The organism is Pseudomonas sp. Yb2C2 (assembly GCF_052112325.1).
GTDB lineage: Bacteria > Pseudomonadota > Gammaproteobacteria > Pseudomonadales > Pseudomonadaceae > Aquipseudomonas > Aquipseudomonas marginalis.
Window position 1 is genome coordinate 104,403 of sequence record NZ_JAVAJK010000021.1, and the last position, 26,755, is coordinate 131,157.

Annotated in this window: 19 protein-coding genes and 1 pseudogene; 13 read left to right on the forward strand and 7 right to left on the reverse strand. The window is 58.9% G+C overall.

The window, feature by feature from the left end; genetic code table 11:
• Positions 1-108 precede the first annotated feature (108 nt).
• The 5 genes and pseudogenes from Q8X51_RS25215 to Q8X51_RS25235 all read left to right on the forward strand — a co-directional run bounded on the left by Q8X51_RS25215 (position 109) and on the right by Q8X51_RS25235 (position 5,284).
• Positions 109-669: pseudogene (locus tag Q8X51_RS25215) on the forward strand (GNAT family N-acetyltransferase).
• A 203-nt stretch (positions 670-872) separates the two neighbouring features.
• Complete coding sequence (locus Q8X51_RS25220; RefSeq protein ID WP_407694326.1) at positions 873-2,222, forward strand: sensor histidine kinase; 1,350 nt, start codon at positions 873-875, stop codon at positions 2,220-2,222.
• Complete coding sequence (locus tag Q8X51_RS25225) at positions 2,207-2,593, forward strand: response regulator (protein ID WP_092358061.1); 387 nt, start codon at positions 2,207-2,209, stop codon at positions 2,591-2,593. The genes Q8X51_RS25220 and Q8X51_RS25225 overlap by 16 nt, the downstream gene beginning before the upstream one ends.
• Positions 2,594-2,602: 9 nt before the next feature.
• Entirely contained in the window at positions 2,603-3,847 is a 1,245-nt protein-coding gene (locus tag Q8X51_RS25230; RefSeq protein WP_065927574.1) for an EAL domain-containing response regulator, read from the forward strand.
• A gap of 84 nt (positions 3,848-3,931) precedes the next feature.
• Positions 3,932-5,284: a cation:proton antiporter gene (locus Q8X51_RS25235; RefSeq protein WP_407694225.1), complete on the forward strand. Its 1,353-nt coding sequence runs from the start codon at positions 3,932-3,934 to the stop codon at positions 5,282-5,284.
• Here the strand turns inward: Q8X51_RS25235 and Q8X51_RS25240 are convergent.
• From Q8X51_RS25240 to Q8X51_RS25250, 3 genes are all read right to left on the reverse strand, one after another.
• Positions 5,275-5,409, reverse strand: a complete 135-nt coding sequence (locus tag Q8X51_RS25240; RefSeq protein ID WP_256097785.1) for a hypothetical protein — start codon at positions 5,407-5,409, stop codon at positions 5,275-5,277. The two genes, Q8X51_RS25235 and Q8X51_RS25240, sit on opposite strands and share 10 nt — an antisense overlap.
• A gap of 11 nt (positions 5,410-5,420) precedes the next feature.
• Complete coding sequence (locus Q8X51_RS25245) at positions 5,421-5,633, reverse strand: hypothetical protein (protein ID WP_065927576.1); 213 nt, start codon at positions 5,631-5,633, stop codon at positions 5,421-5,423.
• Positions 5,634-5,706: 73 nt separating this feature from the next.
• Entirely contained in the window at positions 5,707-6,252 is a 546-nt protein-coding gene (locus Q8X51_RS25250; RefSeq protein WP_027605795.1) for a hypothetical protein, read from the reverse strand.
• A gap of 611 nt (positions 6,253-6,863) precedes the next feature.
• Between Q8X51_RS25250 and Q8X51_RS25255 the strand changes: the two genes are divergently transcribed.
• Both Q8X51_RS25255 and Q8X51_RS25260 read left to right on the forward strand, forming a co-directional pair.
• Complete coding sequence (locus Q8X51_RS25255; protein WP_053130088.1) at positions 6,864-8,273, forward strand: circularly permuted type 2 ATP-grasp protein; 1,410 nt, start codon at positions 6,864-6,866, stop codon at positions 8,271-8,273.
• A gap of 3 nt (positions 8,274-8,276) precedes the next feature.
• The gene (locus Q8X51_RS25260) at positions 8,277-9,227 is read left to right on the forward strand and encodes an alpha-E domain-containing protein (RefSeq protein ID WP_074846775.1); all 951 of its coding nucleotides are present in this window, start codon (positions 8,277-8,279) and stop codon (positions 9,225-9,227) included.
• A 231-nt stretch (positions 9,228-9,458) separates the two neighbouring features.
• Here Q8X51_RS25260 and Q8X51_RS25265 read toward each other — a convergent pair whose 3' ends face one another.
• A complete protein-coding gene (locus Q8X51_RS25265; RefSeq protein ID WP_407694226.1) occupies positions 9,459-12,029 on the reverse strand; it encodes a hypothetical protein in 2,571 nt (856 codons plus the stop codon).
• A gap of 287 nt (positions 12,030-12,316) precedes the next feature.
• On the opposite strand from Q8X51_RS25265, the gene Q8X51_RS25270 reads away from it, so the two are divergent.
• From Q8X51_RS25270 to Q8X51_RS25290, 5 genes are all read left to right on the forward strand, one after another.
• Positions 12,317-13,771 (forward strand): hypothetical protein, encoded by a 1,455-nt coding sequence (locus Q8X51_RS25270; RefSeq protein ID WP_407694227.1) that lies wholly within the window; start codon positions 12,317-12,319, stop codon positions 13,769-13,771.
• 138 nt (positions 13,772-13,909) lie between these two features.
• Positions 13,910-15,397, forward strand: coding sequence for a hypothetical protein (locus Q8X51_RS25275; protein WP_407694228.1), 1,488 nt, complete (start codon positions 13,910-13,912; stop codon positions 15,395-15,397).
• A gap of 49 nt (positions 15,398-15,446) precedes the next feature.
• Positions 15,447-17,666, forward strand: a complete 2,220-nt coding sequence (locus tag Q8X51_RS25280) for a hypothetical protein (RefSeq protein ID WP_407694229.1) — start codon at positions 15,447-15,449, stop codon at positions 17,664-17,666.
• A gap of 55 nt (positions 17,667-17,721) precedes the next feature.
• Entirely contained in the window at positions 17,722-19,524 is a 1,803-nt protein-coding gene (locus tag Q8X51_RS25285; RefSeq protein WP_407694230.1) for a hypothetical protein, read from the forward strand.
• 59 nt (positions 19,525-19,583) lie between these two features.
• Entirely contained in the window at positions 19,584-21,377 is a 1,794-nt protein-coding gene (locus Q8X51_RS25290; protein ID WP_407694231.1) for a hypothetical protein, read from the forward strand.
• Here Q8X51_RS25290 and Q8X51_RS25295 read toward each other — a convergent pair.
• The 3 genes from Q8X51_RS25295 to Q8X51_RS25305 all read right to left on the reverse strand — a co-directional run bounded on the left by Q8X51_RS25295 (position 21,351) and on the right by Q8X51_RS25305 (position 26,284).
• Positions 21,351-22,304 carry an alpha/beta fold hydrolase gene (locus tag Q8X51_RS25295; protein WP_407694232.1) on the reverse strand — a complete coding sequence of 318 codons (954 nt, stop codon included), beginning with the start codon at positions 22,302-22,304 and terminating at the stop codon, positions 21,351-21,353. The two genes, Q8X51_RS25290 and Q8X51_RS25295, sit on opposite strands and share 27 nt — an antisense overlap.
• An 81-nt stretch (positions 22,305-22,385) precedes the next feature.
• Entirely contained in the window at positions 22,386-24,638 is a 2,253-nt protein-coding gene (locus tag Q8X51_RS25300) for an ATP-dependent DNA helicase (protein ID WP_407694233.1), read from the reverse strand.
• Entirely contained in the window at positions 24,635-26,284 is a 1,650-nt protein-coding gene (locus tag Q8X51_RS25305) for a VRR-NUC domain-containing protein (RefSeq protein WP_407694234.1), read from the reverse strand. Before Q8X51_RS25305 ends, Q8X51_RS25300 begins: the two co-directional genes overlap by 4 nt.
• 185 nt (positions 26,285-26,469) lie before the next feature.
• Between Q8X51_RS25305 and Q8X51_RS25310 the strand changes: the two genes are divergently transcribed.
• Positions 26,470-26,694 carry a YgdI/YgdR family lipoprotein gene (locus tag Q8X51_RS25310; RefSeq protein ID WP_027605784.1) on the forward strand — a complete coding sequence of 75 codons (225 nt, stop codon included), beginning with the start codon at positions 26,470-26,472 and terminating at the stop codon, positions 26,692-26,694.
• The last annotated feature ends 61 nt before the right edge of the window (positions 26,695-26,755 follow it).

Genomic DNA, 26,755 nt, shown 5'->3' on the forward strand with positions numbered 1-26,755 from the left:
CCTGCCCGGCAGCCAGGCATCTTGATGCAGATCAATGGCGCCCCTGCTCCCAGGGGCATGATCGAACAAGGCACCGCTGCCCGATGCTGACCGCCAGGAGCCCACACCATGCCTATCGAAGCACGTAACCAGCAGGCCGCCCTCGCCTACGCAGCACTGCCGAAACCGTACTGGATCGATCAGCTCGACGATGGCCGCCATGTACTGGTGCGCCCCCTCGGCGCCGACGACCGTGAACGGGAATACAACTTCATCAAGGGCCTGTCCCGTGAATCGCGGCACGCGCGCTTCCTGGGCGAAATCAACGAGCCCGGCAAGACCCTGATGGACCAATTGATGGATGTCGATAACCAGCAACGCCTGGCCTTTATCGCCCTGGTGCACGACAACGGCCAGTTGATCGAAATCGGCGTGGCCCGCTATGCAGAGGCCAGGACGGATGAATGCGAATGCGCGGTCACCGTGGCCGATGCCTGGCAGCACCTGGGCCTGGGGCGCCTTTTGATGCAGCACCTGATGACGGCGGCCCGCGCCAATGGCTTCAAACGCATGTACACGGTCGACGCGGCAACCAATGCGCCGTAGCGCGAGTTGAACCAGGCCTTGGGATTCCACAGCGTCATCGACCCGGATGACAGCACCCAGGTCATCAGCAGCGTGATGCTCTAAGCCGCGCCGCCCGGTAACAGGGCGGCCCGCCGCCCTGTGTCGGCGTACACTCGTTTGAGTGCATCCATACCGTAGTGCGGGCGGTATCTGCTATTGTCCGGGGACCTCATCTCCTCCTCATCGCGTCCACGCGATTTTCTGTGAGCATGCTCTGCGGCCCTGTCATCGACACGGCCGGGCCGATCTGCCTGGAAAACACCGCCATGGACAAACCCGTCACTGGACCACCGCTTGAAGCCCAATCACGGGCTGAAAAAATCGTCGAATTCAAACGCCAGAAAAACCTGCTGAAAACCGGTGCCCTGCAAGACGCAATCTTCAACAGCGCCTACTTCTCCAGCATCGCCACCGATGAAAAGGGCGTGATCCAGATCTTCAATGTCGGCGCCGAACGCATGCTCGGCTATGCCGCCGACGATGTCCTCAACCGCATTACCCCCGCCGACATCTCCGACCCCGCCGAACTGATCACCCGCGCCGCCGCCCTCAGCCTGGAGCTGGACACGCCGATCACGCCGGGCTTCGAAGCGCTGGTGTTCAAGGCGTCCCGCGGCATCGAGGATATTTACGAGCTGACCTATATTCGCAAGGACGGCAGCCGCCTGTCGGCCATGGTCTCGGTGACGGCGCTGCGCAACCGGCATGACACCATCATCGGCTATCTGCTGATCGGCACCGACAACACCGCACGCAAACAGGAAGAAGCCGAGCGTAAAGGCTTTGAGCGCGCGCTGGAGGAAAAGAACCTGGAGCTGGAACATGCCAGCCATATGAAGTCCGAGTTCCTCGCCACCATGTCCCACGAATTGCGCACACCATTGAATGCGGTGATCGGTTTTTCCGAGGCGTTGAAGGACGGGCTGGTGGGCGACATGAGTGAGACCCAGCGCGAATACATCGGCGACATCTTCACCAGCGGCCAGCACCTGTTGTCGCTGATCAACGACATTCTCGACCTGTCCAAGGTCGAAGCCGGGATGATGGACCTGGAGCTGGAAGCCGTGGAGCTGGAGGGCCTGCTGTCCAACAGCCTGTTGATCGTGCGCGAAAAAGCCGCCCTGCAACGCATCCAGTTGAAGCTCGAAAGCCAGGGCGACTTCGGCACACTGGCCCTGGACCTGCGCAAGACCAAGCAGATCATCTACAACCTGCTGGCCAATGCGGTGAAATTCAGCGCCCACGGCAGTACCGTGACCCTGGCGGTGCGCCAAGTGGCCCGCGCACAGGTCGGGCGAGTGCCCGGCGATTGGCCGATGCACGGGTTTGCCCTGCAACCCAGCGCCCACCAGCAGTTCCTCGAATTGAGCGTCAGCGACACCGGCATCGGTATTGCCGAGGACGACATGGGCAAGCTGTTCAAGGCCTTCAGCCAGATCGACAGCAGCCTGGCGCGCAAATTCGAAGGCACTGGCCTGGGCTTGGCGATGGTCAAGCAACTGGTCGACCTGCACGGTGGCAGTGTCGCGGTGGCCAGCCGTGAAGGCCAGGGCGCTCGGTTTGTGGTGTGGCTGCCACTCCACCGGGGCACGGAGGCTGAATGGCCCATATCCTGATCGTCGAAGACAACGAGGCCAATATGCGCCTGGCCCGGCTGCTGCTGGTCAACGCCGGCCACACGGTGGTGTGGGCCGCCGACGCCGAGAGCGGCCTGACCCTGGCCCGCGAAGCCCAACCGGCGTTGATCCTGATGGACATCCAGCTGCCGGGCATGGATGGCCTGGCCGCTACCGCGCTGCTCAAGCAGGACCCGCACACCGCCCATATCCCGGTGATTGCCCTCACCGCCATGGCCATGAAGGAAGACCGTGAAAAGACCCGGTTGGCCGGTTGCGATGCCTACATCAGCAAGCCGCTGCGCTACAAAGAGCTGTACCAGGTGATCGACACGCTGTTGCAACACACCACCCTCGCCCCCCTCAGATGAGTCCTCTCCATGGCCAGCCAACCCGCAACGCTGTTGATCGTTGATGACGAACCCCAGGTTCGCAAGCTGCTGGAAACCCTGTTGCAACACGAGGGCTACCAGACCCTCACGGCGGCCAGCGGCGAAGAAGCCTTGCAACTGGTGGCCAAACAGCCGCCTGACCTGATCCTGCTGGACATCATGATGCCAGGCATGGACGGCTACGAAGTGGCCAGCCAGCTCAAGGGCGACGCAGCCACGGCGAGTATTCCGATCATCATGCTGTCGGCCCTCAGCGAGTCAAGTGCACGGGTCAGTGGCCTGGAAACCGGTGCCGAAGAGTTCATCAGCAAGCCGGTGGAACGGGTCGAACTGTGGCTGCGGGTGCGCAACCTGCTGCGGCTCAAGAGCCATGGCGATCAACTCAAGCGCCATAGTCAGTTGCTTGAGCAGCAACTGCGCCAACATGCCGGTGACAGCACGCGCATGAACGTGCACGACCTGGCCCGCCAGGACCTGGAAAACGCCCTGCGCCAGGCCGTGGAGCACGATGAGTTCACCCTGCACTACCAGCCAAAAGTCGCTTTGGCCGACGGGCAGATCTGCGCCCTGGAGGCACTGCTGCGTTGGGAGCGCCCAGGCTACGGTGCGGTATCGCCGGCGGTGTTCGTGCCCGTCCTGGAAAGCCTGGGTTTGATCGTGGAGGTAGGGCGCTGGGTGATCCGCAGCGTGTGCCAGCAGATTGCGACGTGGCAGCGCAGCGCGATTGGCGCCGTCGAGGTGTCGGTGAACGTCTCCGGCCATCAGTTGATCGAGGGCGACCTGATTGCCGATATCGCGCGTATTCTCACTGAGACCGGCGTCGAACCCCATTGGCTGGAAGTGGAACTGACCGAAGGCTCGCTGATGGAGAATACCCAGCACACCATCGCCAGCCTGCAACGCCTGCACGCCATGGGCGTGAAGATCTCCATTGACGACTTCGGCACCGGCTATTCGAGCCTGGCCTACCTGCGACGCTTCCCCATCGACACGCTGAAGATCGACATTGCGTTTATCCGCGAGGTCACCAGCAACCCCCAGGATGCCGCGATCACCCGTACCATTATCGAGTTGGCCCATAGCCTGAACCTGCGGGTGGTGGCCGAAGGTGTGGAAACCCAGGCGCAATTGGCGTTCCTCAAGGAGGCCGGCTGCGATCAGATCCAGGGCTACCTGTTCAGCCGGCCGCTGCCTACTGAAGACCTGGAGCGCCTGCTGATCAATCGCCAATGAATTCAAGGCGACGCAATCACATTGAACCTGCAGTCAGCGACACGCCTCGAACGTGAATAGACCACGGCCCTGGACACCCTCCCGATGACTTTTATTCTATGGATGGCCGTCCTCGGTGCAGTGCTGCTGACCCTTGCCCTCACCTCCTCTTACCTGCGCTGGATGCCGGTGACCACCTCGGCGGTGTGCCTGTTGCTGGGCGTGGGCATCGGCCCCCTCGGCGTGGACCTGCTGCACCTGGACATCAAGCAATCTGCGCGCTGGATGGAACACCTCACGGAAGTCGCGGTGCTGTTTTCACTGTTCGTCAGCGGGCTCAAACTGCGCCTGCCCCTGGGCCATCGCACCTGGCGCATCGCGTTCGGCATGGCCGGGCCGGTCATGCTATTGACCATCCTCGGCAGCTGCCTGGCGCTGCATTACGTGTTTGAACTGTCGTGGGGGGTGTCGCTGCTGGTGGGTGCCATTCTCGCGCCGACCGACCCGGTGCTGGCGGGGCTGGTGCAGGTCAATAATGCACAGGATTACGATGCGCTGCGCTTCGGTTTGTCCGGAGAAGCCGGGTTGAACGATGGCACGGCCTTTCCCTTTGTGATTTTTGCCTTGGTCTTCATGCAGCACGGCGGCTTTGACGGTGACTGGCTAGGCGGTTGGGCGTTGAAGAACCTGTTATGGGCGGTGCCGGCAGGGCTGTTGGTCGGCTACTGGATGGGCCGGGGCATTGGCCGCACGACCCTGTGGCTACGCGTCAACAACAGTGATAGTACGCTCTCCCCCAATGACTACCTGACCCTCGCCCTGATCGCCCTGGCCTACGTGGTGGCCGAAGCGGTGGGGGGTTACGGCTTTCTGTCCGTATTCGCCGCCGGGCTCGGGCTGCGTCAGGCAGAGTTCAGGTCAACCGGCAACTCCCACACGCCCTCGGAGCATTTGGCGCTGCCGGTGGTGGGTCATCTTGAGGTGGAACCGGAGCACGCTCTGCAAGGGGATGTGAGCGAGTTGGCCGAGACCCAGATCGCCGCCGGCGTAATGATGGGCGACATGCTCTCGTTCGGCAGCCTGGTGGAGCGCTCGATGGAAGTGTTCCTGGTCACGGTGCTCGGCATCGTGCTGGCCAGTCATTGGGATTGGCGGGCATTGCCGTTGGCGGCGTTGCTGTTCTGCGTGATTCGACCGGTCAGTGTGTTTGCAATGCCCTGGGGTCGCCTGGTCGATCGCCAGCAGCGCGGGCTGATGGGCTGGTTCGGGATTCGCGGAATCGGCAGCATCTACTACCTGTTCTACGCGCTCAACCATGGCCTTGTCGGCACCAGCAGCGCGGTGGCGGTGAACCTGACGTTGTCAGTGATCGCCTTGAGCATCGTCGTTCATGGCTTGAGTACCCAGCCGATGCTCGCGTGGTATGAACGACGTGCCCAGGCGAAAGCTCAGTCCTGACGCTCGGTATTGCCCACATCCGCCGCGTCATCCAGATCATTGAGCGGTACTTCTGCATCATCCATCAGGGAACCCGGGTCTTCATTGCCCGGATCGTTGAGCTCTTCTTCCAGTTCTTTGGACATGACCGTCTCCTCTAACCGCCTTGGGTGTCGATATCGGCATCGGTTTCAGGCTTGGGCTCGCGCTCAGGCTTGAAGTCTGGACTGTAGTCGTTTTCCCTGGCCTTGGGGTCGGCGGCGGGTTTCGGGTCTTTCGGGGCATCGGCCGCCGTGCCTGGGGCCGGTTCGCCGCCGTCGATTGCCGGGTCGTTACGGTTGCTGGTCTGGGGGTCTTTGTCTGTGCTCATGGGTCACCTCTTTGGAAAAAACGCAGACTGCGTAAAGGTAAGGTCCCGTGCCGGCCGCTGAAGTTCCAACTGCTTAAGAGCCCGGGTTATCCACCTGGATATAAAACGCGTACGCCCCCAGCAACACCCAGAACACCATGAACAGCCACGGCGCACGCATGGAGAACAGCAGCGACTTGCGATAGCCCTTATGGGAGGACTCCATTTCGGAAAACAGCGGCGACTCATCGTAGGCCATGCCCATCACCGGCTCGCTGCGCAGCAGTTCGCTCTGCTTGTAGTGCCAGTGATCGATGATTTCGTACGCGGCGCGGATCCCCGGCCAGGCATTCAGGGAACTGAGTATGCCGAGCAGCGTCAGGAACACCGGCACCACCAGGGTGAACAACTTGCCCCACTCGGGGTTGAGGTTGCCCATGCCGGAGACAAAGGCAATCACCAGAAACGACTGCGCCGTCAGGTAGGCATCGGTGCGGTTGGCGAGGATGGTGGTTTCGTATTGGATTTCGCGACGGTAGAAGTCCAGGCGGTCCTTGGGCGAGCCAAAGATCTTGGCGTTGTGCTCGCTGTGGTCGGCCAGGTTCGCTTCCGGGGTGTCGGGTGAAATGATTCTGGGCACATCCGTGCTCCCTGCTGGGCTCAAACCCCTTAGAAGAATCGGGCTATGGCGAAGTTCAAGTTTGTTGTTGCACCATCGCGGTGCGCAAACCGCTCCCTTATGGTGAGCAGCCTTGTCATGGCCTGCTTTTTTTGTGGTGAGCGGGCTTGTTGTAGTGAGTGGGCTTACTGTGGTGAGTGGGCTTACTGTGGTGAGTGGGCTTACTGTGGTGAGCGGGCTTGCCCCGCGTTGGAGTGCGAAGCGCTCCCAAGTTTTTTGGGGCCGCTGCGCAGCCCAACGCGGGGCAAGCCCGCTCACCACAGCGGTCCGGCTCCCCCCAGCAGTCCAGCTCACCACAACAGTCCCACTCACCCCAGAAGCCTGGTAACCACAGAAGGCCCGCTCACCACAATGGGAAATCAGCGCGGGATGCCCATTCCGGCACACGCATTGCTTTATCCATTCATCTGCCCGAATACAGGAACATTCGTTACCCCCCGACCCAGAGCCGACCCCATAAGAAAGTAAGGACCAGGCCCGGTGGCACCATCAGCCACGGGCTCATAAAAAAATGCGTTTTTTAAAGCGGCAGTGCCACCCCATGCGTCCCTCGGCACTGACAAGGTACTGGAATGGCTCGATCTTTCTTCGATGAAATGAATGACGCAAACGGCGTGTGCCGTGCGCACTATCAGGACTTCTCCCGCTGGCTGGCCAACACGCCGCCGGAATTGCTGGCCCAGCGTCGCCGCGAAGCCGATTTGCTGTTCCATCGCGCGGGAATCACCTTCACCCTTTATGGCGACGAGCAGGACACCGAGCGCCTGATCCCCTTCGACATCATCCCCCGCAGCATCCCCGCCAGCGAATGGAGCGTGATCGAACGCGGCTGTATCCAGCGGGTCAATGCACTGAACATGTTCCTCGCCGACATCTACCACGACCAGCGCATCATCAAGGCCGGGATCATTCCGGCCGACCAGGTGCTGGGCAATGAGGGTTACCAGAAGGCAATGGTCGGCCTGGACCTGCACCGCGATATTTATTCCCACATCTCGGGGGTGGACCTGGTACGCGACGGCGATGGCACCTACTACGTCCTCGAAGACAACCTGCGCACCCCCAGCGGCGTGAGCTACATGCTCGAAGACCGCAAGATGATGATGCGCCTGTTCCCGGAAGTGTTCGCCAAGCAGCGCATCGCCCCGGTGGACCACTACCCCAACCTGCTGCTCAAGACCCTCAAAAGTTCCAGCCGCCTGGACAACCCCAACGTGGTGGTGCTGACGCCTGGGCGCTTCAACAGCGCGTTCTTTGAACATGCGTTCTTGGCGCGGGAAATGGGCGTGGAACTGGTGGAAGGTGCCGACCTGTTCGTGCACGACCTCAAGGTGTTCATGCGCACCACCGACGGGCCCAAGGCCGTGGACGTGATCTACCGGCGCATCGACGATGCATTCCTCGACCCGCAGGCGTTCAACCCCGACTCGATGCTCGGCGTGCCAGGCCTGGTCGCGGCCTACTGCGCCGGCAATGTGGTGCTGGCCAATGCCATCGGCACCGGCGTGGCCGACGATAAATCGATCTATCCCTATGTGCCGGCGATGATCAAGTTTTACCTGGATGAAGAGCCGATCCTGCAAAACGTGCCGACCTTCCAATGCCGCAAGCCCGATGAACTGTCCCACGTACTGGCCAACCTGGCCGAACTGGTGGTCAAGGAAACCCAGGGCTCCGGCGGCTACGGCATGCTGGTCGGCCCAGCGGCCACGGCGGCCGAGATCGAAGATTTCCGCCAACGCATCAAAGCCCGCCCCCATGCGTATATCGCCCAACCGACCCTGAGCCTGTCCACCTGCCCGACCTTTGTCGAAAACGGCATCGCGCCCCGGCATATCGACCTGCGGCCCTTTGTGCTCTCGGGCAAGGAAACCCGCCTGGTGCCGGGAGGCCTGACGCGGGTGGCATTGCGTGAGGGCTCGTTGATCGTCAACTCGTCGCAAGGCGGTGGAACCAAGGACACCTGGGTGGTGGAGGGCTGAATCATGTTGAGTAGAACCGCCGCAGATCTGTACTGGATGTCCCGCTACCTGGAGCGCGCCGAGAACCTGGCGCGCATGCTGGAAGTCAGTTATTCGCTGTCGTTGATGCCCCAGGCCGGGCGCAGCGATGGCCTGGACGAACTGGCCATGTCGCTGCTCAGCAGCGGCACACTGGACAGCTACCTGGAACGCCATGAAACCCTGGATGCCGAGCGCATGCTGCACTTCTTCGCCCTCGACGAAGAAAACCCCGCCAGCATCTACAACTGCCTGCGCGCCGCCCGTGGCAACGCCCACGCCGTGCGCGGGCGCATCACCGCCGACATGTGGGAAAACCTCAACGCCACCTGGCTGGAAATGCGCAGCATCGCCGCCGGCGGCCTGGCACGCCATGGCATCAGCCACTTCTGTGACTGGGTCAAGCAGCGTTCGCACCTGTTTCGCGGGGCCACATCCGGCACCATCATGCGTAACGACGCCTATCGGTTTATCCGCCTGGGCACCTTCGTCGAGCGCGCCGACAACACCTTGCGCCTGCTGGATGCGCGCTACGAGATGTTTGGCGAAGAGTCGGAAGAAGTCAGCGACTTGTCGGCACGCGGGTATTACCAGTGGAGCGCCCTGCTCCGCGCGCTGTCGTCGTTCGAGGCGTATACGGAGCTGTACCCGAATGCGCTGAATGCACGGTCGGTGTCGGAGCTGCTGTTGCTACGCAGCGATGTGCCGCGCTCGTTGCATGCGTGTATTGAAGAGTTGAGTCATATCCTTGCGGACCTGCCCGGCAGTTACGGGCGCACGGCGCAGCGCCTGGCGGCGGAGTTTGAGGCGCGGCTAAGGTATACGGGGATTGATGAGATATTGGAGGATGGGTTGCACAGTCGGTTGACGGAGTTTATTGAGACCGTGCGGGAGTTGGCGGGGGCGGTTCATAGTTCTTATTTGGAGGTGGTGTGAAAAACCACTTGAAACGATGTTGCCCCAAGTATTGTCCGAAGTAACTCTACGTAGGTAGCAAGTCGGGCATCGCTTTCCGGTGCGTACCCTCGAAATATATTGCTATTAACCCTGTGAGGCCACTGCCTCACAGGGAGGGGGGGACTCAATCAGTCCCATTCTTTAGGCGCGATATTTAAAAGGCAGGATGGCCTTATTTTCTTAATAAATGCAGTCCCCACGAACCATAGGTTATACGTTAATAATTTTTATGAAGGCAATCTCAACAAGATTGGTGCTAAATGACAATATAACTTCATTATTGTGGGTTCCATATGTTACTGGCAAATTATACTCAACCCAGCCACTATTCTTCTGAAGATAAAAATGCTGCACATAACCACCTACCGCAAGCAAACTCGTACCGTTATTATCAATTGGGCTCCGATATTTAATCGTTACCCTGACAGCCCCAGACTTTAAGTGGGTAACCCACTTGGTTATCTGAAAAGCAGGGCCATAAGACGTTAAATAGTACTCGCCATTTTCAAGCTTCACTCTTAAATTGGTTCCGTTCTTCCAGTTCGTCCAGCCGTCCTCACTGTAACCATCGAACTCATCGGTATCTACTCGCTTTGCGTTAACGGTATACTCTACTACCGGGAACGTAATGGCATTAGCCTCAGTTATGCCGGCGCCCAAAGCGGCTTTGAAATGCAATGTCAGTTTCGTATTGTCGCCCAACTCTTTCAAGTACGACGCATAACTGATCCCACTCTCCCACCACCCTTGGTTGAACCAGGTCGAATTCACATAGGCAGCACCACCATTCCAATGTTTTACGTTGTGTGCCCCCCCTCCACTTTTGAAACCTTTGAACTCAATCCAGACCGGAGAATTGGTAGCAATGAACGGCCAGCTGCCGACCCGCAGTTTCCTGTTAGCAGTACCGGTCGACAGATCCAATACCTTGGTAGTTGGGTTCGCCTCATTGATTTGGATAACGGTCTTTAGCAACTCCGCCTGGGGGATTGGTGTCACCGTCACCGTCAACACCGACGACGACCGAACGACATTTCCACGGGTGAGCTCGTACTTGAGGGTAAACATTTTGTGGGTATTGCCGATATTCGCCGCAATCGCCGTCTTGGGAATATCAAACATCACCACACCACTGGTCAAACCATCCTTCGGCGCAATAACCGGTGACCCCGCACCGGCAGTCCCTTCCATCGTGACCTTGATGCTGTCAGTGGTGTACATCGGCAAAAAACTGACTTTCAGCGTTGCACCATTTTGCGCACTCATCGGCGCAAGGGTCACCGAAACACCTGAGCCTGTGGCTTGGATCAATTCGGGAACAGGCATCTCATTCGGCAGGTGCACCTGATATAGCTGGCGCAGGGATTCCTGAGGCAGTTCATTGCCCCGTGTCACGCTGTAGAACACGTCGATAAAACGCCCGTCAAAACGCTTGAGCTCAGTGCCCGGCACATCGAACGTCATATCATTGCCGGGGGCAACCTGGCCCACGAGCCGTCCTGCCGTGTAATCGACGGTGCCGCCGGCGTCGCTGGCCAGGATGGTCACTTGTACCCTGTCTGTGCTGGCCCAACTGGCCTGCGCCGGGAAGCGGATAGTAATCAGCGGCAAGCCTGGGTCCAGATCCTCTCCCAGGGCCTGGTCCACGGTCGGTGCCGGCCATCTGACAATCTCGCCGATCACCGTGAGATAACGGTTATGCGAGCGTTTGTCGGGCAAGCCTGCGCCTTTCAGTTCGTAATACACCACTGCGCTGCCTTGGGCGATCGCACTGACCAAGGCGTTGCCGATATTGAAAAAGTAACCCTTGGCACCTGACAGTGGCCGATCCTCAAAGTAATGAACCGAACTGCCCTGGGCACTTATCCCGTTCCAGTACAGAAAAACATGGCTGTAGACACGAGCATCGGCCCCGCCGACGGTCAGGCCGATTTGTGCGTCCCGAGTGCCGAGTATTTCCAGATCGATTTCTCGGTCGGTCTCGGGTACTTGCACCCAGGGTGCGTCCAGGCGGTCGGTTGCCAGGTACACCGAAACCAGTGCCGTGCTCGACCAGGGCGCCCAGGGATCGGGGTAGTTGCCGGTCGGTCCGCGAACCTGGAACGCCACCGGCAGCAAGTCGCTGTCCCCTGCTTCCTTGATTGCATCCTCGTCGAGCATGCAGGTGATATCCCGCCCGACTTCGGCGGGCAGGATCAACCGCTCGATTCGCACCGAGCCCCAGACCAGGATAAGCAGGTCATAGGCGGCCATGTTCAGCCAATGCCTGACGATCACCTCCACACCCTGCCTGGCCCGATCCGCACTGACCCCACCAAGCCTTACATCATCCGGCAACTCAAATACCAGGCCTTGATTTCCGGGGGCGGGATTGGGGTCTTGTCCGCCCGGATGTTGCAGGTTGACCCTCAAACGCAAAGGCTGGGTTCGGGATTCGTTTCCGCTGCTGCGAATAACCCGGACGTACACCGGATCTGCCCACGGCTCGCGAATACTGTCATAGGGCACGGTGAAGGGAATGCGCGTCAGGTTCTGGTCGCCCTCACGGATCAGGTTGTACGCGACCGGATCACCGCCGCCCCAGAACAATTCGAAGAACGTTCCTTCAGGCGTACTGCTTGGTCGGTCGATATGCACGACCAGGGGTCTCAGGGTATGCGACACACCAATCCCCCCGTCGGCCTCCTCCAAATCTCCTGCAATCGGCGGTTGCATCAGCGGAATATCCACCGGGGGCAGGTCGGAGATCAGACTGGGAGGTTGAGCGCGATACTTGGCCATGCTGGTTTCCTCGGTATTCCCCTGCGCACTGGGCATGGGTTTGAGAGAAATCAGACCTCCAGCAGCAAGGTGTTGACTACTGTCAGAGTTAACAGGTGGCGACCAGTGGTCGTGCGATGAACTGAACGTCGAGCTCGGCACCGCGAATGTTTGATCCCCCAACACCACCTGTGAATTCTGACAGTAGCCAGCGCGAAACCAAGGGTATTTGATACCACCTGAGGCACGTAAACCGTTAACAACGCTACGCCTCCACCTTCAGGGACTTGTTCAGGAGAATAAAGAGCATGAGCACTGAAAGCGCCAATACTTCCCCTGGACAGCCCAGGCAGCTTCCTCGTCTGTCGATCCCAGGTATGACCCATAATGTAGACGGTTACGACGGAGGGATTCCCGACTGGCTGATGGTCTCCGGGCTGACTGTCCGAGTGGATAACAGTTGGGTTGCCAGTCCTGGCGACATCATCAATATCGTCATGATGCCAGGTATGACGTCCTTGGCGATGAAGCCGGTACGGGCGGGAGAGGAACAACACCACAGTTACTTTTTTTCCATTCCACGGGAAAAGCTGCCCGACGGAGAACTACGCCTGGGTTACGTGGTGAATTACAGAGGCTGCGACGACGACGAGGCATCCTATCCCCTGAGTATCTTGGTAAAAACCGACCTGCCGGCGGGCGAAGACCTGGATCAGCTTGAGCCGGGTCACTCGCAGCTCAAATACACACTCTCGGCCCTGGAAGTCTATCCGCCCGAGGCAGCCAAAGGCGTCAGCGTAATCGTTCAGCCTTATCCGAATATGCATCCAAGCGATCGCATCCACTTCCAATGGGGCAGCCTGAACGTCGTGCAGAAAGTTGCAGGCGTCGGCCAGGCGACCCTTATTGTGATTAATCACGCCCAGATGATTAAAGCCGGTGACAGTGATGGCCTGCTGGTGGGGTTTTACATAGTCGACCTCGTCGGCAACGCCTCAACACCAAGATCCAAGTACACCCGCGTAGTGGTGGCGCTCGACAATGCGCAACGGGAAGGCCCATTCATCCAGTCCGACGATCAGCCGGGCTATATCGATATCGAAAGACTCAATGGCGCCAACTTGAGGGTTGGCATGTACACCCCTGGGCACATCGGCAGGACGGGAGATTGGTATGTGATCACCTTCAAGGCCTACCCTCCGCTTGGAGGTGAGGTGGTGCACCGACGCATCGAAGTGATCACCAGGGCTGGCACCGCGACCTATCATGAAGTGCCCTACAGCAAAGTCCGTGCTGCGGCCGGAGGATGGGTGGCGATCAGCTATGAATTGATCCGGGCAGACGACTTGACCCCTTACGTTTCCAAGCAGACCTGCGCTGAAGTTGTGGGGTCGGTCATTCGATTGGAGGCGCCCTATTTCGAAAAATACCCTGAAGATACGGTGTTCATAGAAAACTCCCTCGTTGTGAATATCCCCTGGTACGCCTGGCGCAAACCGACAGATACCCTCACGTTGATCCTGCGTTACGTGAAGTCACTCAACGAAATCATCCTCTTCAGCGTGACGAAGCCGGTGGGATCGTTCTGGTCGGATGGACAGCCGGTTCAGTGGGCGCTCACCGGTACGGATCTTCACCCCTTCGCGGGCTACGCCCCCGATCTGTATTTCGTCTACGAGTCCGCGTCCGCCTCCATCAGGGCCCGCTCGGTGGATTTGAACGAGTCGCTGCGCCGTCAAGTGCAAATCCTGCAAGGTTCCTGACCGGGCGTGTTGCGCGCCGTCCGCCCGTCGCCACCTGTTAATTATGACAGTAGCCAAATCCTTCTTTAACGGCGTTTGATAGGTCCAAGCGCAGGAGCATTTCCTGTCAAGCGTGACAACTTTCTATTGGAGAAAGCCATGCCTACCAAGAACAGCAAGCCCGCCACGACCAAACCCAAGAAGGCCTCGCCGGTCAAACCCAAGTTTCTTGACACGCTGCGAGTCCCTGGGATGTCCCCTGCATTTGCGGGCTATGACGGTGGTATTCCGCTCTGGTTGCTGGCCAGAGGCCTGACCGTGTCGGTGGACAAGAATTGGCCCGCGAAACCCGGAGACAAGATTGAGGTGCTTTCTATAGTGGGGATGAAGGTACTTGCAGAGAAAACCCTGGAACCTGGAGAAGAAGCTCGCAGCAGCTTCTCCTTTGCCATTTCGGACAGCGACCTCCCCAATGGGGATCTGATACTGGGGTACAGGGTGTGGTACACCGGCGGCCCATCCAATGACCTCTCTTATCCGCTGACCCTGATGGTCAAGCGAACCCTCCCCGCCGGCGAGGATCAGGACCACATCACTCCCGGCCATTCCGAACTCAATTTCAAAATATCCGATACAGAGATCAGGGAAATTCAGGCCGGGCGGGGCGTGACCCTGACCTTCGAGCCTTATCCGAATATGCATGCACTGGATCGCATTGAATGCCAGGTTGGTAGTTTTCTGGCTCCCCCTCAGCAAGTGACCGGTGTCGGTCAACAGACCGAGATAAAACTCAACCGCGATCAAATCATCTCGATCGGTAACGGCACCAATCGGTTGGTGAGTTTCCAGGTTGTCGACGCCGTCCGCAATGTATCCACCCCCCGCTCGCGCAACGTCCCGGTGCTCGTGGACGTGGGCAGCGCCAACTATGCCGCGCCTATCTTCGCGACCCAGCACTATCCAGGCTTGATCGACCTTGAGTCACTTAACGGCGGGCCTTTGCATATGCAGTTGTTCACTTATCCGTGGGAGGGCCCTGTTGGCTACACGTATTTTGTGTCTTACCAGGGCTACCCAAAGCTGGGAGGCAGGGTTCTGCACGATCAATACATCCCCATCGTAGCGGCCGGCCGGCCTCATGATTTTTTCGTACCTCATGACAAAGTGCGTGCCGTGGCCGGTGGCAAAGTGGAGATCAGCTTTATCCTGTTCCAAGGGCTCAATATCGTGGGTTACTCAAAAATCGCCTCCGCCGCCGTGCAGGACGCGATCATCCGATTGCAGGCGCCTATTTTTTTGCGATACCCCTCCCATGTCGTCAACCCCATCCCCACCGGTGGCGCCGCCGTCGAAATTCCTTGGTACGCATGGCGCAGGCCTACTGACAAGATCATGTTGCTTATGCGTTACGTGATACCGGGCAGCCATGACCTGATCCTCTACGACGACCTATTTACCGTGGGGCAGGTGCCTGAAGGCGTGCCGATAAGACGCCTGATTCCCTATGAAGATCTCTTGAGGTTCGACGGCACCACCCCTGAACTCTATTACGTGTATGAGCCCGAAAATATTCTGGCGCGCAGCACATCGCTAAACGAATCGTTACGCCAGGAAGTACGGATTGGTGCGCCGGGCCGTGGGAGATGAAGCTGCTGCGGTTTCTATCAGCCACACCGCCCCTCTTGGAGGCCTGACCATGTCCCGTAAAACCAGAACCCCGGCCCGCCGTCCCCGCAATGACTATGACCTGGGCCCAGTGCTGATCAGCGGTATCGAACCCCCTCCCGAAGGGGATACCCAGTCTGACGGCGCACTGGGCGCACGACATGTGGAACATAATCTGGAGGTGCTGCTCCTGGCGTTCCCGGGGGTAGTGCTGGACACGGAGATCTACCTGATTTGGAACAACCCTGAAGCCCCGGTGGATTACCTCATCATCCAACCGGACAACCTGGGGAACCGGTTTTTCAGCCTGATGGTGAATAAAGAACAAATCCTGCCGGAGTGGGCCGAAGTCTATTGCCTGATCAAGCGCCCCAGCGGCAACCGGTCTAAAACCAAACCGTTGAAGCTCAGGGTGAAACGCAGTCGCCCGGGGTACCCTGATCCGAACCCGGACGCCGACGGTAACCAGGGCCTGGTGTTTTTTCTGCCTGCCGACCTGGAAGCCGGTAGCCACGTGGATATGGCCAGGGCAGATCGCGGTGTAGTGCTCGAGATCCACCCCTGGGAAAATATGGCCGAGTGGGACACCTGCCGTATCGCCTGGGGCTCCACTCTCATCGAACACGTGGTGACGGCCAGTGAGGTGCAACGGCCATTTGAAATGTTCATTTCTCCCGAGCAGATCAAAGAGAACCCTCACTACGTGAACATGCCGGTGGCCATGCAAATCAAGGATGTGAGCGGTAACTACCCGGCTGATCCCGATTCCAAATCGAACTGGTCGGAGACACAGCGAGTAGAAGTCAACCTCGGGCTCTTGCGGCCACGGCCACCGTTCCTTATGCAAGCCGGAGAAACCGTTGAACTTGATGAGCTGGGTGAGGCCGCACAAGTCGTTCAGATATTCATCGATAACGACTTTTTCGAGCGCAACGACAAAATTGCATTTGAATGGGAGGGCCGAGACACTTATAACTTGCCGTTTTTCCATGGCGAGGAGAGAGACGTCAACCTTGTCAACTTCATCGAAGACTTCGACGTGCCCAACGAAATCGTCAGCGCAATAGCCGGCGGCACTGCAATTATGTACTACAACCTCTATAAGGCCAGAGATGATGTATGGTTGCCGTCGAGAAAAGTACGGGTAACGGTTAAGGGCGAGTTCATCGCCTGGCCCGCACCGAGCATCGTAGAGGCGCCAGACGGAGAATTGAATCCAAACTCAAATGCCACGGTTAAATATCGTGCCCAACTTGGCTGGACCGCCACCACACGCATCCGAATAGTATGGGCCGCGCACTCGGTTAATTTTACTGAAGAATTTGTGCTGGGGCCCATTCCCGAGGACCGGGAACTTTCATTTACTGTTCCGAACGCACAAGTCAGGCGCTTTAATACATTGCCTGTCGAGGTGTACTATGAACGCATCGATCAGACGCCCCATCGGCAATCCCAACGTCTTCAGCTTCAAGTGGGAGAACCTACAAGAACACTGCCAGCGGTAAGGGTTGAAAGCGCTTCGGGTAACTATTTGGACCCGGCTAATTTTGGCACCCATTTGATGGTTACGCTGCCGCTTACCGACAGTCTGGGCGGCGATGTGATTAAGTTGGATTTGGATGGAGATGTGATTAGCACCTCCGTTCAGATGAAGTTAAATAATGACCAGGCAGGGGAAACACTGGAAATCCCTATCGCACGTAACTTCATCACTGGAAACCTGGATAGATCCATAAGGCTAAAATACAGTTTGGCCCGGGCCAATGTTCCCAGGCGATTTTCACCGATTCTCGCGTTGCGCGTAATCGCAGGCTTCGACCACCTCACCACCTTTGACAACAGCAACTTAAACGGATGGGTAGCAGGCCCAGCAGTCAATGGAGGACGTGACATCGAGTTCAGAAAGTATGGCGCCAATACCGTTTTCCATAACTTTACAAATACCACCGGCAATAAAAGCGGGGTAATCCTCAGTCAGGGATTTGCCAACTTGATACCAGGCCATCAATACGAATTCAGTATGAAAGCCAGAAGGTTCCGCGGCCTATACGTAGTCCCTTCACTCTCTCTAAGTAGCACTCAAGGCGCTGTCACAGCTCCAACCCAACTCACCGACTTAGTAAACTGGCGAACCCTTTCGGGACGTTTCCTCGCTAACAGTTCTTACGTCGTGCTTTACATTAATAGTCATGTAGTGACTACCAGTGGTAACGACTACGAAATTGACGATATTCGCTTCAGACGCCTCTAGCCCGAACTTTGCCTTTCGGTGTCTTACCCGTTGTTTCATAGAAAGGAGTCACTACATGTCCAACGTCGCCCCCCCTCCCCCTGCGCCCACCGCCGAACTAGGCGATCTTTACATCCCAAGGCTCCATCCAGCCGCGGCCGGTGATGTAGGGGTTGACGGCAACCTGGGCCTCAGGAATATCGAAACCCCACAGGTTGTCTACGTGAAAACCAGTTCACGCACGTCACCCGGTCAATTGCTCGAACTGTTCAGCAACGACCCTATCCTTCCCGTCGCTCACACCTTTGTCATGCCCGGGGATACCCAGCGTGAATGGCTGCCAATTCTCCTGCCGGCAGCCAGTATCCGGCCTCAATGGATAGACCCCTTGGTGTGCCGAATCAACGCCTCGGGCGCGTCTACCCTGCCCCTGCGCTTGAGGGTTGACCTTGCACGTCCGGGCGGCCACGACCCCGACCCTTCCAGGCCAGGGCACCAGGGACTGGTCATCTATCTGCCTGACGATGTGCTGGTTAACGGCGTCAGTGAGGCCAGGGCCTTCGAGAATATCGAAATCACGCTGATGCCTTACGCCCACGCGGCTGCGGGAGACCAGGTCCTGCTGTGCTGGGGAGATCAACAGGTTACCTATTTACTCACCGAGTCAGATCTGAACCATGCGGTCAACCTGATAGTGCCTTACAGGACAGTCATGGCCGCCCGCGACGGCAGAGAACTGAACGTGAGGCTTCAGGTGCGCGGGCATACCGGTAACTTTACTGACCCGGCTGAACGCTGGTCTGCCGTCAGCAAGGTATGGGTATATGCACAACGCGATATTTTGAGAGAGCCTTACAGCGCCGAGGTTGACCCGCAAACCGGGGTCATTGACCTGGAGAAGCTGGCAGGCAAATCCGTCACGGCTTCGGTGTTTGCTTCAGCGGATTACTTCGAGACGAGAGATACCCTGGAATTTGTCTTCAGGGCTACCGATGCTCAAGGAAACACTGTCACACACCGCGAGGAACGCCCAGTGGACCGGATCAACGCGATCTATGACTTCTCGATCCCTCCTGCGTTCATGGACGGTCTGGCCCAGGGGCATGCCAAGCTGTATTACACCCTGCGCAAATATGTCGGTTCAACGACGATGTATTCGCAAGCTGCCTACGTGAGTGTCAAAGGTGCAACGGTTCTGTGGCCAGCGCCCTATGTGATCGACACCATGCCCCTCGCTGAAATACGTCCGGTACCGAAAGATGGGCAAGCCTACGTGCCTTACCAGGCCAGCTGGAAGCCGTGGGACCTGATCACACTGGTCTGGCTCTTGCCTGACCGAGACGGCAGCGTGGAATACCGCTTCACCCGCAGTGCAGGTGAGCGCCCGGAGCACGACATCATTGAGTTCGTACTGCCCGTGGCCCAAATCAAGCGATTCGAGGGGCGCCCTTCCGAAATGCACTACGAGGTCAATGGTACTGATGGGCGGCTGCTGGGTGAGTCTGCGCGCAAAAGCCTGCTGGTGGGGAAACCGTTGGAGCCCATGGCCGCTCCGGTAGTCGACAAGGTTGCCGGCCATTACCTTGATCCGGACCTGGTACCGGAGGGCGTCTGGGTCACCATCCCTGACCCGCCTATCGGCCAGCATCTTCGACTGCACTGGTTTGGCCCGGTGAACCGCATTGTCATGCTGATGCATATTTCCACGCCCGGTGAAGCTCGAATCAAAGTCCCGGCGAAGTATGTATCGGACAACCTCAATCACATCGTAAAAGTCTATTGGGAGGTCAACCGTAACGGTGTTCCACAGCGCTATTCCGGTGTGGTGACGCTGCGCATTGCTCGCCGAGGTATTTTCGGATTCGAAGACATACCGTAAAGATGATCATCACGCGGCTGCCTGATCGATTTTCAACCCTTTCATGTGGAGGATTCACGATGTCTCGTGCTCCTGAAAGAAAGCTTGGAAGTACAGTCGACGATAGACAATCCGAGCTGTACATCTCGAACCTGGGTATGCCTATCAAGGAGGACACCGAACCTGACAGGTGCATTGGACTGCGGCATGTCGAGCATGATCTCAAGCCGTTACTTTTCCCCGAGCACAAGTTGGCGCTGCACACAGAGATATTCTTGTACTGGAACGGCCCGACGCCAGAGGACTACCTGATTATCGACGAGAGCAATGCGAATAACCCGGTGCATACATTGACCGTGTCCAAGGAAAACATTCTGCCGGAGTGGGCTACTGCCTACTGCACCATTGAGGAGCCCGGAAACGGCCTCGTCGACACCAACCGGCTCAGGCTTCGGATCAAGCTCAACCGTCCCGGCAAAGAAGACCCGGACGCTGACAAACCGGGCCATCAAGGACTGGTGTTCTTCCTCCCCGAAGATCTCGAGGCGGGCGCAGTGATAGACCCCGAACGGGCCAGGCTTGGGGTCGTTCTTGAAGTCCAGCCCTACGAATACATGGCCGAATTCGATACCTGCACAATTGCCTGGGGTTCGCAGCTTATCAGTCATGTGGTAACCCCCAGGGAGGTCGGCAGACGGTTCCAGGTAACGGTTAATGAGAGCGTCATCCGTGCCGCCGGCAGCAACCCTTTCCTGCCCATCGCCATGCAGGTCGTTGATGCCGTGGGCAACTATCCGGTCTTCGACCCCGAATCGGACGCAAATTGGTCACCACCAACCTGGGCAAATGTGGACCTCGGTACTCGGCCACTTGAAGCACCTTTTCTTGAGCAGCCAGGAGACGTTATCGACTTGAAACGGCTCGGGGACGCGGCGCAGAAGATCAAACTGTTCCTTGATCCAACGGTGTTCAAAAAAGGCGATCGAGTACGCCTGGATTGGGAGGGTCGAGACGCAGAGAACTTTCCTGTGCCCTACAGCGAGGAAAAGACCGTCGAGCGCACCAATAGCTTTATGGAGTTCTATGTCCCGAATGAAAGAGTCAAGGCCCTGGGCGGCGGCGTCTCAATGCTGTCTTGCAGCCTTCATTCGCTGAACACCGACGATGTGCGTGTTTCGATGAAGACGCGTGTGAGCGTACGCGGGGCCGCCAGTCCCTGGCAGGCGCCCCGGGTTCAGGAATCCGCGGCTGGCTATCTCGATCCGAGTGTTCCTGAGGCGACAGTGGTCATAGTCGCTCCCGACGGATGGGCGGCGTCGACCCGGATTCGTCTGGTGTGGGTGGGTGGCTCGGTGATCTACACCCAGGAATACACGCTGGGGGCGATCCCCGCGGATCGCATCCTGGTATTCAAGGTCGACGGCGGGCATATCGAACGTTTCAATACCCTGCTCACCGAGCTGTATTACGAACGCGCGGACCGGCCATCAAGCCGTGAGTCGCTGCGCCTGCAATTACAGATAGGCAAGCCTGCCAGCGCGCTGCCCCAGGCACGGGTTGAAGACAGCCGTACCGAACAGCAAGTACTGGTGATACTGCCTTTTACCGAAACCGACCCCGGAGACGCCGTGACATTACAGTGGATTGGTGACCAATCGAGAACCACGGTACCGAACACACTGGATTCCGAAACGGCTGGCCGGGAACTGCACATTCCGATCCCAGTGAATGACCTTGAGGAGGGGGAAATCGTACGGGTGTATTACAGCCTTATACGACGAGGCCAACCCGTCCGTTATTCGAAGCTGCTTGTGTGGGTAATGGGCTACGGTGCTGGATGCCAACCATCAGTTGAACGACCGAACCCGCCCTAAAAACTCGAGCACCAGCGCATTGACCCGTTGCGCCTGCTCGTTCTGGATCCAGTGACCGCAGTTGGCCAGGTTATGCTGCTCAAGGTCAGGCACCCACTCAGGCATGCGCTTGAGCGTGTGGGCCTCAAACACCCCGACCGGATCGCGGTCGCCAATCAGGAACAAGGTCGGCTGCAACACCTGGCGGCCGGCGAGGAATTCGGTGCGCTGCCAGTTGCGCTCGAAATTACGGTACCAGTTCAACGGGCCGCGAAAGCCCTGTTCAGCGAAGGTTTGCACGTACACGTCGAGGTCTTCCTGAGTACACCAGTGCGGCAATGCATCGGGCGTTGAGGTGCCCTCAAGCAACGTGGCGGTGGCCGGTTTCTGCTCTAGAAACACATCCTGGTCCTGCATGAACAGGCGCAAGGTGCGTTCGATATCGGCATCCAATTCCTGCTCGGCTACACCCGGTTCCTGGAAATACAGGATGTAATTGAAGCGGTCGGCATACAGTTCGCGCATGATGTCGATCACTGGCCGCCGAGCACGCCCGGCGAAAGGCACGGACATCGTGACCAACCGAGTGACGCGCTCCGACTCGAGCAACGCCAGGTGCCAGGCCACCACGGCGCCCCAGTCATGGCCGACCATGGTGACTTGATCATGACCGAAGTGATCCATGGCCTGCTGAATATCGCCACACAGGGTCAACAGGTCATAGTCGGCAATCTCGGCGGGCGAACTCGATGGCCCGTAACCGCGCATTTGTGGGGCAAACACCCGATAACCTGCCGCGGCCAACGCCGGAATCTGTTCGCGCCAGGAGTGCCAGCACTCGGGAAACCCATGGAGCAGCCAGATGGGGTGGCCCTGTTCCGGCCCCGCGACATGCACCCATAGCTCAATACCGTTTACAGGGATCTTTTGCGGGGGCAGTTGGCTCATGGGTGGGGCCTTTCCTGGATGTTTTGCCTAGCCTGGGGGATCCGTCGTGCAAGAACCAGCATCATTGATGGCAGGAATAACTCAATCAATGGCCCACCACCTCGGCAACAAGTGTCGCACCCGGCCCTCCCCAAACCGGTCATCCATCAACATCACCACGCCCCGGTCGTGCTGGCTGCGGATCACCCTCCCCGCCGCCTGCACGACCTTTTGGATGCCGGGGTACAGGTAGGTGTAGTCGTACCCTGCGCCAAAAATCGCCGCCATGCGCAGTTTTATCTGCTCGTTGACCGGGTTGAGTTGCGGCAATCCCAGGGTGGCGATAAATGCGCCGATCAGGCGTGTGCCCGGCAAGTCGATGCCTTCACCGAACGCGCCGCCCAGCACGGCAAAACCGACGCCTTGGCTGTGCTCGGTGAATTGATCGAGAAAGCCTTGGCGTTCAGCCTCGGCCATGCCCCGCGACTGTTGCCACAGCGGGATCCGCGGGTGTGTTTCGGCGAGCAGTTGCGCCACCTGTTGGAGGTAATCAAAGCTTGAGAAAAACGCCAGGTAGTTGCCCGGTTGCCGGGCGAACTGGCGGGCGATCAGCTCGACAATCGGCGCCAGCGAGGCTTGGCGATGCACGAAGCGGGTGGAAATGTCGCCGACGATGCGCACGTGCAGTTGTTCGGCCTTGAACGGCGATTCCACGTCGACCCAGGCCGTGTCCGCTGGCAACCCCAGCAGGTCGGCGTAATAGTGGCGAGGGCTCAAGGTGGCGGAAAACAACACGCTGCTGCGGGCCGCCGTCAAGCGCGGCCGGATGAATTCGGCGGGTACCACGTTACGCAGGCACAGGGTCGAGCTGCTGCGTTTGCCGCCGAGCTGGCGCTTGCTGATGTCGAAGATGAAGTGCTCGTTGAACAGCTCGGCGACCTTGGTAAATTGCAGCGCTTCGAAGTAGAAGGCTTGCAGGTCACCGCTGAGGGCTTCGGGGTGGTCGTTGAAGTAATCACCCAGGGCGCTGGTGCACAGGTTCAGGGCCTGGAGCAGTTTGTCCGGCCTGGAGGCATAGGCTTGGTACGGCGCGACCTGGTCTTTGTGCAGGGCGTTCCATTCGCGGTTGAGGCGCTGCAGGGGTTTCTTCAGCGGCTCGGGCGCGGTGTCGCGCAGGATCTTCAGGCTGTACTGGTCGAGGCTCGCGCTGTACATCGAGCGCGCACGTTCCACCAGGTTATGGGCTTCGTCCACCAGCACGGCAGCGCGCCATTGGTTGAGCTGGGCCAGGCCGAAGAGCATGGCGCCGAAGTCGAAATAGTAGTTGTAGTCGGCAACCACCAGGTCGGCCCAGCGTGCCATTTCCTGGCTCAGGTAATAGGGGCACACCCTGTGATCGAGGGCGACATTGCGCAGGTTGTGTTGGTCGAGCAGGCGGACCTTGGACGCGGCAAGGCGCGCGGCGGGCAAACGGTCGTAGAAGCCCTTGGCCAAGGGGCAGGCGTCGCCGTGACAGGCCTTGTCCAAGTGCTCGCAGGCCTTGTCCCGCGCCACCAGCTCGAGAACACGCAGGGGCAGGTCGCTGCTGGCATGCAGCACCTTGGCTGCATCGAGGGCGAGTTGGCGACCGGGGGTCTTGGCGGTGAGGAAAAACACCTTGTCCAGTTGCTGGGGCGCCAGGGCCTTGAGCAGCGGGAAGATCGTGCCGATGGTCTTGCCGATGCCCGTGGGGGCCTGGGCCATCAGGCAACGGCCGGTGCTGACGGCCTTGTACACCGACTCGGCCAGAGTGCGTTGGCCGGGGCGAAAATCAGCATGGGGGAAACCCAAGGTCTGCGCCGCAACGTCGCGCGCTTCACGGTGCTGCATTTCCTGGCGGGCCCAGCCGAGAAACAGTGCACATTGCTGATTGAAGAACGCTTGCAGCTCGTCCGCCTGGAAACGTTGATTGAGCAGGGTTTCTCCTTCGCCGACGATATCGAAATACACCAGCGCCACGTCGATATCCGTGAGGCCAAGCTTCTGGCACATCAACCAGCCGTACACCTTGGCCTGGGCCCAATGCAGTTGCCGGTGGTTGGCGGGCTGGGCAGCCAGGTCGCCTCGATAGGTCTTCACTTCTTCCAGGCGGTTGGCGTCCGGGTCATAGCCGTCTGCCCTGCCCCGCACCTTCAGTTGTTGGTAGTCGCCCTCGAGGGCCACTTCGTTCTGGTAGTGCGCGCTGCGTCGCGAAGCAACGGTGCGATGGCCCGCTATACCTTCCTGGGCGCTGGGCGACGGGGTAAAGCGCAGGTCCAGGTCGCCGACCTTGGCGGTGAACTCACACAGCGCCCGCACGGCTACGCTGTAGCTCAAGCGGGTTGCTCCGCCCAGCGTACGTAGCAGACGGTGACGGGCATCTGGTATTCACCGCAGAACTCCAGCCAACGCAGCTGGTTGTCCTGCAGGCGGTCGCCAGGGCCCTTGACCTCGATCATGCGGTAGGTTTTTTCTTTGGGCCAGAACTGGATCAGGTCCGGCATGCCGGCGCGGTTGGCGCGGATATCCAGCAGCAACCGTTCGAACCAGTAGCGCAGGTGTTCGGCGGGCAGGCAGGCCAAGGCTTGTTCCAGCAGGTCTTCACTGAGCAGGTTCCAGAACACAAAGGGCGACTGGATCCCCCACTTATCGAGGTAGCGTTGGCGGATGGTGGTTGTGTAGCGCCCGTCCTGCAGTTGCGCAAAACACGCGTCAAACAGGGGGACGCGGCGCGCGTGGAAGTCTTCGCTGTGCAGGTCCGCCGGCCCACGCTGGAACGGGTGGAAAAACGCACCCGGCAGTGGTGCGAAGATCGCATCCCAGCACAGCAGGCCGAACAGCGAATTGATCAGGCCGTTCTCGACGTAGTGCACCGGTGCATCAGGTGCGCTCAGGTGGGCCTGGACACAGGATTCCACCGACATCAACGGCTCCGGCAGCGCAAGTTCCAGGTCCAGGCGCGTGACTTCACGGGATTTGAGCGTCGGCAGCCGGGGTTCGCCGAGCTTGCGGCGCAGGCGGGGCATGACGCGCAACAGGTGTTGCTGTTCGGCGGCACTTTCCGGTGCCTGTTGCGCGATGCTTGCCAGGGCCATGGCCTGGGCGTAATCCTCCTGGCGCTCCAGCACGCGAATCAGCCGCGCGCGGGCGCCGGGGTAGGCGCAGGTGCGGTAGATCTGCTGCGCCAGGTCCAACTCGGCACTGCGCTCGCAATACTGGCCGAGCTGGAACAACAGCTTGGCCCGGCGCTTTTCCAGCCAGGGGTTGTCGGTGTTCAGCGTGGCCACTTCAGCCAGCACCTGCGCCAGCGCCTCACCGCGTTCAAACGCCTGCTGGCATTGGTGCAGGAACAGAAAACCGTGCACGTCGGCGCGGCTGCGCAACCCCCGCGATTCGGCGCAGAACTCGACTTTTTCATAGGTGTAGATGCCCAGGTCCGCGAGGACAAACTCGGACCAGTCCTGGTGCAGGTTGCCGAAGAACATCAGCCGCAGGCGGTCGCATAACTCCATCACGGTGAGGCTGTACAGCGTGTCGGCCAGGTCCGGGCACCAGTCGGCGAAACGGCGCGTGTCGGTGAACTGCGCCGCCAACCCTTCCAGCCAATCGGCCTTCTTGCCCTTGGGCTGGTCGATCCAGGGTGCGAAGGTGCTGAGAATCTCGCCTTTTTGCAGCAAGGCGAATAATGCTTCAAATGCCAGAAGGTGGTTGTCGTCCACCCATCCCAATTCCCGCAGGGGCGCGGCAGCGGCATGGGGGCAACCGATCTCCACGTAGTGCAGCTTGCCCGCACGAAAATGCACGCCCTTGCGCATCACCATGCGCACCAAAAGCGCCTGGGAGGCTTGCGGCAACCTGTCGAATTGCTGAATGAAATGCTCTTCGTCAGGGTCGAGCAGATCGGCATAGCGCTGCCCCAGCCAATGCAGGACCTGGCGGAAGTTATGCAGGTAATAGAGCGGGTTTTCGAGGGGGTTGGCCATGGTACGCATTGGTCGAATACTGGTTATGCATACAGAGTGCCGTCGTAAATGCGGTGTTGCAATCGGTAATAGATAAATGGCACACGCAACTTTTTGCATAAAAATGATCAGATGGGGAGTCGATGGCGTAACATTTGTCGCCCGCGTCCCTGGCGTGGGATTTTTCAGGGTTAAAGGTAAGGGTTATGAACATGAAGAATTTGGGGCTGCCACTGGTTGCACTCACTTTTCTGGTATTGGCCGGTTGCGCGACGCAAACCGTAGTGACACTGCAAAATGGCACGCAGTATTTGACCAAGGACTCTCCAAAAACCAAGACGGCCGACGGGTTTTATGAGTTCACCGATATCGCCGGCAAGCGCATCCGCGTCAAAGCCGACGATGTGGCCACGGTGCGCAAGGAAGACTGATTTCCAGCGGCCCGCACTGATCAATGTGGGAGAGGGCTTGCCCCCTCCCACCGTTTTAACC